The sequence below is a fragment of the Clostridia bacterium genome, from assembly GCA_035561135.1.
Taxonomy (GTDB): Bacteria; Acidobacteriota; Terriglobia; order Terriglobales; family Acidobacteriaceae; genus DATMYA01.
In genome coordinates, this window is the sequence record DATMYA010000014.1 from 93,882 (window position 1) to 106,972 (window position 13,091).

Genomic DNA, 13,091 nt, shown 5'->3' on the forward strand with positions numbered 1-13,091 from the left:
CAGCGAGCGATTCGACAGTATGCTCCATTGTGGTCGGCTTCAGGAGCCTGTCTATGGCTGGCAACTTTCCAGTGGCTTTCAATTCGGTAGACCTATTCAAAAGGGTCGGCGACCAAGCGACCACTTGGGACTTGCAGACTGGCGAAGACATCTTCGCGCAGGGCGATAAAGCGGATGCTATGTTCTACGTCCAGAGTGGCAATGTGAAGCTGACGATTGCGTCCCAAGGCGGCAAGAAGGCGGTGACTGCCATCCTGCGGAAGGGCGATTTCTTTGGCGAGAATTGCCTCGACAGACAGGCCGTCAGGGTCGCGACTGCGACAGCGATTCAGCACTCGACGATCTCCCGGGTCAAAAGGGCAACCATTGCTCGCATCATTCGTCAAGAACCTGCCTTTGCGAAGCTGTTTATTTCTTACCTCCTCACTCGTATTGGGCGAATCGAAGCTGGTTTTGTGGACCAGATCTTCTACTCCAGCGAAAAGCGATTGGCGAGAATCCTGTTGCTGCTGGCTGGCTTTGGGCGACAAACGAAGCCGGAAGCGGTCGTCGCAAAGGTGAACCAGGAAACACTCGCGGAAATGGTTGGCACCACGCGTTCCAGAGTGAGTTTTTTCATGAACCGATTCAGGATAAAGGGATACATAGACTACAACGGCGAACTTCGCGTGCACGAGGCTCTGCTCAAGTTTCTCCTGCAAGAGTAACCGCTGCTGGCAGGGCGGCCTGCCACCCGCAGCGAGCGGTATCGGCCGCGCGACCGTCAAGAATCCGACGTCGTAATTGGAATAAGACGACTGGGCTTGAATTATTCTCGTGGACCACTCACGGTCGAAGGGGCAAGTCGGCCCTGATCAGTAGTTCCGCTTGCCTCCAAACGCTGGGGTCGCATTCGATCTGCGTATGGCCCTTCGAGAAGACGCGGTCGTACCAAGGATACTCATTGCAGTTGTAATCGCCGGGCTCGTAGTCAAAGCGGAAATTGCCGATGATTTGCGTCCGTGTTGCATCGGCCGCGCGGATGGTCGATTGGCCGTGTAGACGTCCGTTGGTCTGGTAGAAGTTAACAGCCCGCAGGACATTAGCTGGTATCAGCGAATCGTCCTTGTGAACCTTGGCAACACTATCCACTTGAATCGTGAGAAGTACGGGAACGCCGTCGGCTTGCAGTTTACGTGCGAGCAGGATGGCTTCGGAACCTCCCCAACTGTGTCCATAGATGATGATGCGGGCATTCTGCTTTTCTGATGTCGAGAGAATGCCGTTATGGTCGGCGTCCAGGAGGGAAAGCACCCTTAGTCGAGCGGATGCCCCGTGGCGATTCTCAAAGGTTTCGACATGCACACCGGTGGGATAAGACTTGCGCAGGCTAGCTGCGAGCTGCACTTCGGCATGAACGGGATTGTTATGGTTGATGAACCCTCCGACAAATCCGATGACAATAGCCGGCGTCGCGACAGGAGCAACTTCGACTTTGGGCGCAGTCGGAGACTGTTGTTCCGCCTCAACAATGGCAACTGGTACAGGAGAGATCTGCTTCAATTCATCCACGGAAATCAGCAAACCGCGCCAGTGCCCGTCGTCCTTCTTCGTTTCTATCGACAAGGTGGTATTGGAATAAAAGTCGAGCATGTTTGCGCGCAGCTCTGGCGACGTTTTATTGAAATGTCCGCCTGACAAACGCGTCAGCAACTTTGCATAGCTCTCGTCGGTGAGCGAGTACTCCGCGGCTCTGGTGGGTGCGCCAGTATCGAGGTCACTGTTAGCCAGCACCAGTGTGCCGGCGCGCTCTTGTCGGAGAAAAGCGCGATATTGGTCAACTGTCGTATTGATGCTTTTGAAATAGAGATCTTCCGTTTGCGCAGTCGGGTTGTTAAAAGCCATGCCCTTGAATGGGCCGACCTTGGGCATGTAGCGGAGTAACGTGGATAAGATACGCGTGCCTAACCCCGGCCTTACATAGTCCTTTCCCCATTCTTTTTCGTAAGCGGAGCGCGAAAGGCGATACAGGAATTTCTGTCTCGCAAAGTTCGGCGTCTCGCGCATCAATTCCTTCTTGTGGGTTCGGAGCGCGACCTGCGTCATGTGCGGTATCAAACTACCCACGGAATAACGATAGGAGCCGATCGCGAGATCCTCGTGCGTGAGCACGTCTTTCAACTCCACTCCATAGACGATGGGGAACACTCTCTCGAGCAGTGATTTCGATACCTGGAAGCCGATGAAATCGTGGTACTGCTGAGAGGCATATCGGTTCTTCGCAACCTGCACAGTGTCGAAGCCGAACTCTGTTTTGAGGTGGGCTGGCCTGTCCTGCGCATAACGTACGGACTTGCCAAACTTCGCCATTAACTTCGGATACTGGATGGCAACAGCCTGATTGACCGCCGGGTGGCCGGCTATGTCCGAGGCGTAGTGAGACAGGGCGCCAAGCGCGAAGGCGTATTCGTTCACATCCTTGCTTTGCAACAGAAGTTCCTGCACAAAATCCCCGGTGCGAACGTAATGCACGAGGTCGCTGAACTCTCGACTGCCGAAGGGATAGTAACCAAGATCCTGAATCACAGCGCCCCCGTAGGCATAGGCATGCGCCTCCGTGACTTGGGCTTCGGTCAGCCCAGGGTAACGTTTAAGAAGCAGCGGCCGGATCTCGTCAGCCCAAAGCAAGTCCACGATTTCTTCGTGCGTAAGAACGGAATACGCGGGCGAAGTGGCGCTGAACATAAGAATCACGAGAACAAGCGACGTCGCTCGCATGGCAAGCAGGCGCCAGTTCTTGATAACGGCGAGTAACGAGTTGGAAAAGTGCAACACGGTTAGATTCGTCCAAGCAGCAGGAGAATGACGATGATTAGAAGAATGAGTCCTAATCCTCCGGTCGGGGCGTATCCCCAATTCTTACTGTGCGACCAGCGCGGCAATGCGCCAAACAATGCCAAGATCAAAATCACGATCAATATGGTTCCAAGCATGAGAACTCCTTTACGCTTTTAACAGCGGACTTCCGAAACAAGTTCCGTACCTCGCGTTTAATCCGAAATCACGCGGGGTCCAAATGGACCCCGCGCATCTGTGTGGGCGAAGTTAGAGATTGATGGTGATAGCGATACCTGGACGATCCATGTATCTGCGGTTGTACAAGTAATATCCGTCATCCACGTAATCGACGTAGACATCGTCGTTCTCGTACCAGTTGTCTCCCCAGTATTCCGGATAAGGATCAACGGTCGTGAACCAATAGCCGCGGTACTGGAACCTTGGGGCTCCGCCAACGACTAGGAAGGGCAGGCTGAAGATGCGGAAATAGTGGTTTCGTCCGTAGTAGCTGCGGAAGTAGTTGTCAGGAATGCGATAGCCGTTGTAACCGCCGCGTCGCTGCCACGTCTGGTGCTCTGACTCCCAACTGCGGGCGCGGTGCTGCTGCCAAACGCTCCGCTGTTCGAATTGCTGCGCATGCTGCTGTTGCTGCGTACGCTGCTGCTGTGCATGTCCGCGGTCGTCCCTGTTGGACGCTGATTGGTGTTGCTGTGCTCGCTGCTGCTGTCTGTCTTGATTCTGCTGTTGCTTCACTACTCGCTGCTGTTTTTGTCTGTCTTGTTTTTGCTGCTGCTTCTGTATCTTCTGTTCTTGTTTCTGAATCTTTTGTTGCTGTTTATTGTGCGCTTTGTCTTCTTTGGCTTGCTGTTTTCCCGAGTTACCGTGCTGTTCGCCTGGGTTGTGCTGTGCTAAGGCAAAAGTAGTGACTCCAAGAAACACGAACAAAAGGATTACATTGCATAGAAAACTGATTCGTTTCATGTGTGGTGCCTCTCTTACAATGTTCGGGAAGAACTTGCGATTCTGCGTGTAGCGCGCTTCCCAAGACTTTTCCGGCATGTTGACCTCGCAGTTGCCGAATTCCTAAGTACTCGATCCTCTACTTACGTTAGTCAGATCGGAATCAACTGTCTGAGCTGAATTGCTCAACTCTGCTTTTCATCGAGTGCAGCGGCATGCTTTCGGGCTTGTTCGGACAATAAGAAACGCGAGCCCATGTATTGGACTCGCGCGATTACTGACCCTTAATGCGTTTAATTCAAGCTATCGGTCGTGGTGGTGATAGTGGTCTGGCCGATTGCTTCGCCGGATACGACCAGCTCAACCCTGCGGTTCTGCTGACGCCCGGAAGCATTGTCGTTCGAGGCTACAGGCAGCGTCTCGCCGAAACCGGTAGAGCTGACCGAATCCTTCGTGACGCCCTGCTGGACGAGGTAGTCACGCACAGAACCGGCGCGGTTTTCGGAAAGCGTCTGGTTCATTACGTCGCTCCCTACGCTATCTGTGTAACCGCCGACTGCGATGTTAAGTCCAGGATAAGCGAGCAGAATGCCAGCAACCTTCGCCAGTTTCTCTCGCGCACCCGGTTTCAGGGAATACTTAGCAGTGTCAAACAGCACGTCTGACATACTGACAATTAGGCCGCGTGCGCTGTCGCGAGTTTGAAGAATGGTATTCAACTGCGCCGATAGACGTTCGCGCATGGCGAGCTTGTCGGCATCAGCTTTTCCAGCGGCCTGCTGCGCTTCCAGCGCGGCTAACCTGGACTTCTCTGCACCAGCCTGCGCTGCGGATAATGCGCTGGCGGAAGCAGCCCGGCTGTCGGCCATATCAGACCTGGCCTTCGCCGAAGCGGATTCCGCATCCAAAGCGTCGGTGCGGGCCTTAGCGGCGTCTGCTTCAGCCTGTGCCTTGGCGGCCTGTGCCGTCAACGTGTCCGATTCGGCCTGGGCTTTAGCGGCTTGGGCATTGGCAGTATCACTCTGGGCCTGTTCCTTCTGTCTTATCGCTCGATCGGCTTGGCGCTGCGATCTTGCCTGCGCATCGGCCGAGTCATGACGCTCGTTGGCCAACCGTTCTTCCTCGATTTTCGTGACTGCGATGGCGCGTGCGTCTTCAGCTGTTTGCACTGCCTCGCGGGCAACGGCGATCAACTGCTTCTTCTCGATGTTCTTCCTGGTCGCATATTCATCGGTGGTGTTCATCAACTGGACAGCGTGCTGATAGCTGGCGTTGGCGTACTTTTCTGCGCCCTCAGATTCAGCGATGCGCAAAGCATTGCGCGCTTCAAAGAATTCGAGGGGTAGCTTGGTATTCAGCACCACAGGGTCGATCCTGTATCCCGTCGGAATATATCCGCCGCGCTCCATGAGTTCATACTTAGCACTCACGGTTTCCGTCGCGCCCTTCGTGTCTTCGCGAACGACGTTCTCGATGACGACCACGTTGCTCGGCTGGCGTACTGCGAAGTACGGTTCCGCCGTTACCACCAGTGCGAACGCCTGCAGGTCGGTGGTTACATCAACCTTGCTGCGATGGTTGTCGCCAACCAGTATTTCACCGAGGTTGATAGCACGGCCCTCAGGCGAAATCGCCCATATCACATACGTCAGATATTCGTTTCCAAAGGTCTTCGGGCTCTCTAGATTGCCGAATTCAACTTCGATTTCGATATACCCCTTCTTACTTTCCACCTTGGCTTGACCATTTGCCCTGGGCATCAGGTCAGTGCCAGCAAAGTCCAGCTTGGTGGCTCCGCTGCGATGCTTATAGTTGATGGCCTGAATGCTGCGGCTGGTTACGTTCACGCGGAATACCGGCGTGGGGCTTAACGGCTCCAGCGTTATGGACTGCGAGTTGGTTTGAGCTAACGCGCTCATACTAAAAATGAATCCCACGGCTAGCAATTGTGTGATTTTCAAAATGTCTCCAGCGTTCTGTTGGTGATGCGTAAACGTTCTTTACTGGCGGCCCGGAGCGGAACGACCGAATCTTTCGTTCGGAAATCGTGGGTGAAGATTCACCGGCCTGAGAGAGCAAGGGAGTGTTGCTTACGTATTCACTACGCCCAGAGAATGACAGGTATGGGAGTTCGCGTCTGAGCAAGAGTGCTCACCTGTGAGATAAACCGTCAAATGAAGCGCTCAGACTCGACGGGCGCGAACAATGAACCTCTTTGGCGCCGGACCTACGTAGTAGAAGGGGTAGCAGGTTACGAGCGTAAGTGTAGATCCGCCGGAGTCCTTCAACACGTCGGACTCGTTCTCCCCCACCACGGATATCGACTCGACCTGGTAGCGATAGGCGTCGGTCAGAGTAGTGAGGGTGATTTCGTCGTGCTGACGGATGTTGCGAAGTTCACGGAAGAAAGTGTCGCGATGTCCCGCGACGCCCACGTTACCAGAAGAGTCCGGGAAGGCGGTTCCCGGAATGTGTCCGACGGCGCGGCGCAATGTTTTCGCGTCCACGCCCTCCATCACGACCACATCCACGTCCAGCCTGGTTATCGCGAGCTTGCCGATCACCTCGCCACGGGCAATGCTCACGCGTTCTACAGTTTGCGGCTGCGATATGTGTGTAGCAGGCTCGTCGGAGGCGCGCGACGGACGAGAACTCTTGATGGCCTGTTCGAACCGCCAGATTTCGTACGCTTGCACGATCTTGGAATCGAGCGCCAGGTAAGCGACGAACGCGAGTAGCGCGAGTCCTGACGCGAGAAAGCACCACCGAAGCCAGCGCAATTTGTCTTCGCGTGTGGTCCTTCGACGCAGCAGCATTACACGCGGCGAACTATGCCATGAACTTCATGGTTGCAGCTGTACCGAGCGAAAGCAGGCCAAAGCAAGCGATCAGCGGCAAGTAGCTGCCCGTCTGAGGAAGTGTGGGCTGTTCCAGTTTTGCAACTTCCACCGGCTCAGGCTTTACCACTTCAGCTACGTTTACATCTTCACCCGCCGGTGTGATGGCCGCGATCCGAGCAGTCTTCAATTCTTCAACGGATGCGATTTCTGTCGTATAGAACACCGGCTCATTGACGACCTTGGCCAGTGCCAGTGCCTTCGACTTACCGTAAACAAATTCTTCGCCCATTCTGTGATTCGGATAGAACCAGGTGCGAAGAGCTTCCGGTTGGCCTTCACCGCGCTCTTTGAACGTCATGACGGTTTCGCCTGTGGAACGTGCCCGGTAATTCGGAACCGCGAGAATCGTAGTGAAGATGTGCGTCTGATCTTCGTTCATCACCTGCACTATGTGGCGATTGGTGGAGGAGTCCACAAGCTTGAACACGTACGTGCCAGCCGGCAGTACCTGGGCGCCAACACCGGGGACTTCGAACGGCGCGCTGAACTTTACGACTGTCATGTTGTTGGTGTCATCAGCAGAAGCGCTGGGCATGACGGAGAGGACAGCGCGAACATGCAGACAGCGACGAAATATTTCGCGAAAAACTTCATTGTTTACCTTTTCTTGAGATCGTTAACAGCCGGGTGGAGTGCACGACGGAGACTGCATTGGTGGGGCCTGCGTCCGGTAACGCTCCATCTAAACCGGTTGGCTCTGCGTCTCATTGCATTGCAGAGTCTTGCAAACACAATATGAGCTACTCGGGATATCGATGCTGGTCAATATTGACCGCCGGGCAACGATTGTTTCTCGAGCTATATAAGCAACGCGCGCGAGGACTTCGCGACTGCGCAGACGCGATCGATTTCGAATTCTTCTTGCAATGTGAGCAGTTGTGACCAGACCTGCTCTTCGGCGCCTTGTAATGTGGGTTCAGGTAATGAGGCACCAGCACTGAACCGCATGGTGGACGTCATCCGTGACGTAATCTTCCTCCGCTAATCCCTCGCAACAACAGCTTTCAGATCTATAAGGAGATTCACCTTGAAGAGATTAAGTATTGCTTTACTGCTGATGTGTTTAATAGCAATCCCCACCTTAGCCCAACAGAATGGCAGCTGGGAGATCGTGCGTGCCGATTATGGCTGGGGCAACAACTGGGTTGACGTAACAAGCCGGGTGCGTTCGCTGGTCCAGAACAACTCTCTCAGTTTCCGCGTGAATGGAAACACTCTAGGCGCGACGCAGCGCCAGGGACGCAACCGAACATTGCGCCTGCAACTGAAGTCGCGCAATGGAAACACGCAGCAGATGACCTTCCGTGAGAACCAGCAAGTCAACTTGCAGGTTTACAACACGTACCAATCAGGGCTGCAGATCAATCGTGCTATCTATGGCGCTGACGGCCGCAATGCCGATGTTACGTCGCGCCTGAATTCGTTCTTACAGAACAACAACCAAATCAATTTGCAGGTAACGAACCAGAACATGGGCGGCGATCCGGCACCGAATAAACGCAAGACGCTGACCGTCGATTACATGATGAATGGCCGCAACGAACGCGCCACGGTTCGCGAGAACGAAATGTTACGACTGTTTAATCCGAACGCCACCACCCAAAGCAATCTGCGGATTGACCGAGCTACCTACGGCGCTGGTTATCGCACGGCCGACGTCACTTCGCGCTTGAGTTCGCAGGTACAAGGCGATCAGCTCAATCTGCAAGTCACGAACGACACCATGGGCGGCGATCCGGCGCCTAATCAGTCGAAGACGCTTACGGTGCAATACTCCATGAACGGCCGAAGCGATCAGGCAGTCGTCCGCGAAGGTGATCCGCTTCGTCTTCCCTACGGCAACGGATACAGCAATGATTCTGGCCGTGATCGCGACAACATGCAGCTTTCGCAGCGAGTCGTTTGCGAATCTCTCCAGCAGGACGGCAATCGCCGCAAGTATTGCGCGGCGAACACCAAGGGCGGAGTTCGCCTGGGCCGCACCATCGGCGGGCAATGTTTCGAAGGTTCCAGTTGGGGTTATGACAACGGCGGCATCTGGGTCGATCGCGGATGTCGAGCTGAGTTCGAGATGCGCGGCAATGGACGTCGTGCGAGCCTCTCTGGTTCAACGACGCTTGCTACTGGCACAGAACTCTCCGTTCGCACCAACGAGGCGATTGATTCGAAAAACGCGAACGAAGGACAGCCCTACACCGGGACCATTGCCACGGACGTTTTCGACGATACCGGCGCGATCGTGATCCCCCTCGGGTCCGACGTCGAACTGGTCATCCGCAGCATGAACGGTGGCAGCATGGGTTCCGCATCGGACCTGGTGCTTGATATAAATTCCGTCACCGTAGACGGGTCGAAATATTACATCAGCACCGATGACCTTGCGCAGCAGGGTGGCAAAGGCGTAGGAGCTAACAAAAAGACGGCCATCATGGTCGGCGGCGGAGCCGGGCTGGGAACACTGATCGGAGCAATGGTCGGCGGCGGCAAAGGAGCCGCGATCGGAGCCGTTCTCGGCGCTGGTGCCGGCCTTGGGACCGAAGTGCTCACCAAGGGCAAGCAGGTACGAGTTCCTTCGGAAACGATCTTGAACTTCAGACTCGATCAGGACCTGCGTTTGCAAGCACGTCGCTAGCAGACTTTCTTGCCTCCACATCTTGGATTCAACCACCACACCGGCAGGATCTACCTGCAACTACAACGCGCCAAAACAGCGGTGGCGAACGCACTCAACACAGCCTGGAGGCTGGACTCAAATGAAGAAACTACTTTTGCTAACTATCGTGATTTGCATGGGCACCGCGTCATGGGCTTCTGGTCGCCAAGACTCGGTCGATCGCTTGAAGAATGCTGGTCAGGTACTGAATCAGATCATGGCTACGCCTGATAAGGGCATTCCGCAGGAAGTGTTCGACAACGCGAAATGCATCGCCGTCGTTCCCCGCATGGTGAAAGCTGCCTTCGTATTTGGCGGCAAGCATGGACGCGGTGTCGCGACCTGTCGTACGGCAAATGGTTGGAGCGCTCCGGCGTTCATCTCCGTTGGTGGTGGAAGCTGGGGCTTGCAGATCGGCGCCCAGAGCATTGATCTGGTCATGACCGTTATGAACGATCAAGGGATGCAGCACATGTTGTCGAACAAGTTCCAGGTCGGCGCTGATGCCGCAGCCGTCGCTGGTCCAGTCGGACGCCACGCGTCCGCCGGCACCGATTGGAAAGCGGACGGCGAGATCCTCACCTATTCACGCGCTAAGGGCATTTTCGCCGGTATCTCCCTAACAGGTGCGGTCGTGCAGCAGGATGAAGATTCCACACGCGACATCTATCGCAAGATCGTCGATCAGAGGAGCATTCTTAGCGGCTCGGTGAAAAGTCCCGCCGTTGCGGCGTCGTTCATGGCAGCCGTACGCCGCAGCAACCGACAGTCCCGCATTGCGGAAGTCCACCAAGGCGAAAAGAAGTAGTCCACGGACCTTTCGAGTACAGCCGCGCGCTTGGCGAACTACGGCTGAAACGGCGTCAGTTCCTGAACAAGCCCCAGCAATGGAGATGCCTAAGCTCTTCTTTGCTGGGGCTACCTGTCCGCACGAAATGAAAACCAAAGGTTTCTCGGCCATGGCGGTTTGGACCGGCATCAGCCAACAATGGACTACAATCCTGCCATGACGAGACTCGCGAGCGATAGCTTCGAGGACAACGCCATCATTCTTCTAGCTTTTGTTGCCGTGTGCTTAGTGATTGGCAACTCGCCAGCCATATGGCGTGCAATCCGATTCCGTCGTAGTTCCAACTGGCCCATCACTCAGGCCGCCCTGAAACAAGTGCTGGCTTACAGAAGTACTCAGTGATGGACAAACACCGACATACCGCACCGAGATTGGGGGCGCAACACTGCTCGCTTGGGAGCCTGTCATGCTACCTCCGCGGACCTGTCTGTCTTTGGTTCGGCAAAATGATAGACCGGTCCTGAATGTAAAGCGATTGAAAGCCGAAGAGCACTCCCGCCTTTGTTATTGAAGATAGCTGTTGAGATATCCTCTCCCAGAACCATCCAAATCAGCACGATCGTCGGCGGTGAGGATTCCTACGCCAAACTACCGAGTGCGAAATCGGCTTCGCATTCACAATCTCAAGCTGAGAACCCACCAAGTTAATTCGTGGTAAAACAGAAAGGTTGTCTTTCATTGCGCTGAACTCGAAGTCGTTGTGCGCCGCCTGCGACGAGGCAGTTCCATAGGTTCGATGGCTGCTGCCACCAAGCCTTCGACCCGTCCGTCTGTCGCAACCACGTCGAACCAAAAATGCAAAGTCAGCTGTCGTTGTGAATCTCGCCACTTCGTGTTGCACCCAATTCTTGGAATTGAGAGGCCGTAGGTGCGGACCCTGTGTATCACCTGGTTGACGAACCGGCGTGGCTGTTGGCTCATGATGGTCGCCTGTTCTGCGCTGAAGGCGAAAACCTCCATGCTGCGAAGCACAGCCGCCGTCGACAAGAGCCGCTGCCGATCACGATCCGTCAGGGTTTCGAACCAGGCGTAGAAAAAAACGAGTTCAGGATGGCGACGAAGATACCGGAGTGAGGGCGGGAGGTGCAGTGCTTCTATTTGGCGCTTTTTTGTTCGCAAGTTGTTCTTTGTCATTTGCAAGTTCCTCCATTCACTGCACTTAATCTTGGCTGTTGGGCTGCTGACCCAACGGGCGCTGCCGAAGTCGCTCTTCGATCTCGCTCTCCTTGAAGCGAAGATACTTCCCGACGCGAAAGCACCCGATTTCTTCCGCGTGGGAATATACCCAGCTGCATTTCACCTTCAGCAATTGCGATACCTGTTCAACCGTCAGGAACTCAGTGCCACTCTGAATATTCGTCTTCACTCCTTGCCTCCATTAGCCGAGAGATCTCCTGATCGACACGCACGCGATCAATGAAGAATGCGGTTGCTCGATGCTCTAGCCGCGAATGTGATTTTTGAACTTGCAACAGACGATCCCTGCACGCCTTCGACCGGTAATTCGAGATAGTGCGGGGACTTAATTGCAGTTCTTCCCCCAGCCGCTGCTCAGGAAGCACCGATGGTGCATCAACATTCACGATCGAGAGCTCTTTACAAATCCTCAGAAACAAGCAATATCCGTTCAGCGACCGAATTTCCTTATGGGTTTGTTTTGCTCGGTCAATCGCTTGCGTCAGTGGATCCTCTCCATAGGGGAACTTTATGATTGCCCAACAGGTCTCAACCTCCACCTCAGGGTCAGTCTCCAGCATTCTTTCTTCGAGATCGTCCCAAGTCATATCCAGTTCCTCTAGACACTGTTCAAGCAAAAGGCGCGCATCGCCTGGCTGAAGGCGACGGAACTCGAGCTCGGCCATTAATCTCCTGCAGAGATCGAAACCGGGCGAATGCCAACTATCATCGGACGCTCCCTGCAAGCAGTAATCAGCATTGTCAATATGGCTACCGACCCGTTTCGCCAAGGGCAATTTAAACGTGACGACTGGAGCCGTATTGTTCTTATTTTCATTTTGTTCTCGCAAATCACTCTTCTTCGACATTTCTGCAAGTCCTAAACTTCCTATACTTTTTATTGGAAGTGATTTTTCGGAGAGGGGCCGCGAGTATTTATTGATCTCCGATTCCACGCTCTACTCGCGTCAACGTGCCTTCCGCCTGTTCTCCTGGGCCAGCTTGTCATGGATAAGCAGGACATTCGGCATTCGCCCGAATGGAGACGAGTTTCTTTCAAGTCGGCTTCGAGGCTGAGGCGAACCGCGTGCTCCATTTGGTACCGCCTTTTGACGTCGCGTCGTTGAGGGAATGTCAGTGTCCAGAAAAGTAACCGCAGCCGTTTGTGCTGGCCGAAGTGCCCTCCTGAGGTGCCCTTTCGAGGTTTGGCGAAACAACCAAGGCGCGCAACTAGCTCAGGATGGACTCGCCGCTTAGCGTGTATTCTCAGTGCGGCTACAAAGAACCGCATGGACCGTTCATCCGTGGGCGAGAAAACAAGGATTGCCTCGTCCGAGCCGACGCCACCTGTCCAACGTTCGCCGTAGGTCCCCCCGAGCGCTTGCCGTATCCGCTTGGCGCGAATTCGGGAGAAGCCACCGCCATTGCCCCAGAAGGTGGCAAGCAAATGCTCACCGTCGCCAGCGTCGCTGAGATCACCATTGCGAATAACAATTGGGTCAAGACAGCCATCGAGAGTGATTTTCAGTCTGTAGTTGAGAGCGAACTTTTCCAGAAGATTTGATTGTGAGTGCGGCTTCCGTATATAAGGGTCTGAGTTGTTCACAAGTGTTCTTTCTGGCGGGCTGCCGGCCCGCCTTTTACTTTTTTGCGAGAAATCGCTGTAAGTCGAGTTCTGAAACCAATGTGCGACCACCAGCCTTCCTCTTCCGCAATAGCCCACGTTTGAACCAAT

At 54.6% G+C, this 13,091-nt stretch carries 11 protein-coding genes; 4 read left to right on the top strand and 7 right to left on the bottom strand.

All coding sequences use genetic code 11. The annotated features are described in order from the left end of the window. The first annotated feature begins 53 nt into the window (after positions 1 to 53). A complete protein-coding gene (locus VN622_04175) occupies positions 54 to 707 on the top strand; it encodes a Crp/Fnr family transcriptional regulator (protein ID HWR35054.1) in 654 nt (217 codons plus the stop codon). A gap of 118 nt (positions 708 to 825) precedes the next feature. Here VN622_04175 and VN622_04180 read toward each other — a convergent pair whose 3' ends face one another. From VN622_04180 to VN622_04205, 6 genes are all read right to left on the bottom strand, one after another. Then, positions 826 to 2,814, bottom strand: coding sequence for a zinc dependent phospholipase C family protein (locus tag VN622_04180; protein HWR35055.1), 1,989 nt, complete (start codon positions 2,812 to 2,814; stop codon positions 826 to 828). Positions 2,815 to 2,816: 2 nt separating this feature from the next. Beyond that, positions 2,817 to 2,972, bottom strand: coding sequence for a DUF3309 family protein (locus tag VN622_04185; protein HWR35056.1), 156 nt, complete (start codon positions 2,970 to 2,972; stop codon positions 2,817 to 2,819). A gap of 112 nt (positions 2,973 to 3,084) precedes the next feature. Next, on the bottom strand, positions 3,085 to 3,798 hold the full coding sequence (locus tag VN622_04190) for a hypothetical protein (protein HWR35057.1): 714 nt from the start codon (positions 3,796 to 3,798) through the stop codon (positions 3,085 to 3,087). Positions 3,799 to 4,070: 272 nt separating this feature from the next. Further along, positions 4,071 to 5,696 (bottom strand): OmpA family protein, encoded by a 1,626-nt coding sequence (locus tag VN622_04195; protein HWR35058.1) that lies wholly within the window; start codon positions 5,694 to 5,696, stop codon positions 4,071 to 4,073. Between the two features lie 264 nt (positions 5,697 to 5,960). Continuing rightward, a complete protein-coding gene (locus VN622_04200; protein ID HWR35059.1) occupies positions 5,961 to 6,593 on the bottom strand; it encodes a class D sortase in 633 nt (210 codons plus the stop codon). Positions 6,594 to 6,606: 13 nt separating this feature from the next. Next, the gene (locus VN622_04205; protein HWR35060.1) at positions 6,607 to 7,179 is read right to left on the bottom strand and encodes a hypothetical protein; all 573 of its coding nucleotides are present in this window, start codon (positions 7,177 to 7,179) and stop codon (positions 6,607 to 6,609) included. A 525-nt stretch (positions 7,180 to 7,704) separates the two neighbouring features. On the opposite strand from VN622_04205, the gene VN622_04210 reads away from it, so the two are divergent. Then, complete coding sequence (locus VN622_04210) at positions 7,705 to 9,309, top strand: DUF3011 domain-containing protein (GenBank protein ID HWR35061.1); 1,605 nt, start codon at positions 7,705 to 7,707, stop codon at positions 9,307 to 9,309. A gap of 121 nt (positions 9,310 to 9,430) precedes the next feature. Continuing rightward, positions 9,431 to 10,138, top strand: a complete 708-nt coding sequence (locus tag VN622_04215) for a lipid-binding SYLF domain-containing protein (GenBank protein ID HWR35062.1) — start codon at positions 9,431 to 9,433, stop codon at positions 10,136 to 10,138. A gap of 1,379 nt (positions 10,139 to 11,517) precedes the next feature. On the opposite strand, the gene VN622_04220 is transcribed toward VN622_04215, so the two are convergent. Beyond that, positions 11,518 to 12,312, bottom strand: a complete 795-nt coding sequence (locus VN622_04220) for a hypothetical protein (GenBank protein HWR35063.1) — start codon at positions 12,310 to 12,312, stop codon at positions 11,518 to 11,520. A gap of 284 nt (positions 12,313 to 12,596) precedes the next feature. Here VN622_04220 and VN622_04225 point away from each other — a divergent pair, with 284 nt between their 5' ends. Continuing rightward, entirely contained in the window at positions 12,597 to 12,920 is a 324-nt protein-coding gene (locus tag VN622_04225; protein ID HWR35064.1) for a hypothetical protein, read from the top strand. Positions 12,921 to 13,091: the final 171 nt, after the last annotated feature.

What these genes read in the sequence shown, in the direction of transcription:
- VN622_04195 (HWR35058.1), bottom strand. Translation starts at nt 5,696, where the DNA reads ATGAGCGCGTTAGCTCAAACCAACTCGCAGTCCATAACGCTGGAGCCG.
- VN622_04200 (HWR35059.1), bottom strand. Translation starts at nt 6,593, where the DNA reads ATGCTGCTGCGTCGAAGGACCACACGCGAAGACAAATTGCGCTGGCTT.
- VN622_04185 (HWR35056.1), bottom strand. Translation starts at nt 2,972, where the DNA reads ATGCTTGGAACCATATTGATCGTGATTTTGATCTTGGCATTGTTTGGC.
- VN622_04225 (HWR35064.1), top strand. Translation starts at nt 12,597, where the DNA reads ATGGACTCGCCGCTTAGCGTGTATTCTCAGTGCGGCTACAAAGAACCG.
- VN622_04215 (HWR35062.1), top strand. Translation starts at nt 9,431, where the DNA reads ATGAAGAAACTACTTTTGCTAACTATCGTGATTTGCATGGGCACCGCG.
- VN622_04175 (HWR35054.1), top strand. Translation starts at nt 54, where the DNA reads ATGGCTGGCAACTTTCCAGTGGCTTTCAATTCGGTAGACCTATTCAAA.
- VN622_04190 (HWR35057.1), bottom strand. Translation starts at nt 3,798, where the DNA reads ATGAAACGAATCAGTTTTCTATGCAATGTAATCCTTTTGTTCGTGTTT.
- VN622_04205 (HWR35060.1), bottom strand. Translation starts at nt 7,179, where the DNA reads ATGACAGTCGTAAAGTTCAGCGCGCCGTTCGAAGTCCCCGGTGTTGGC.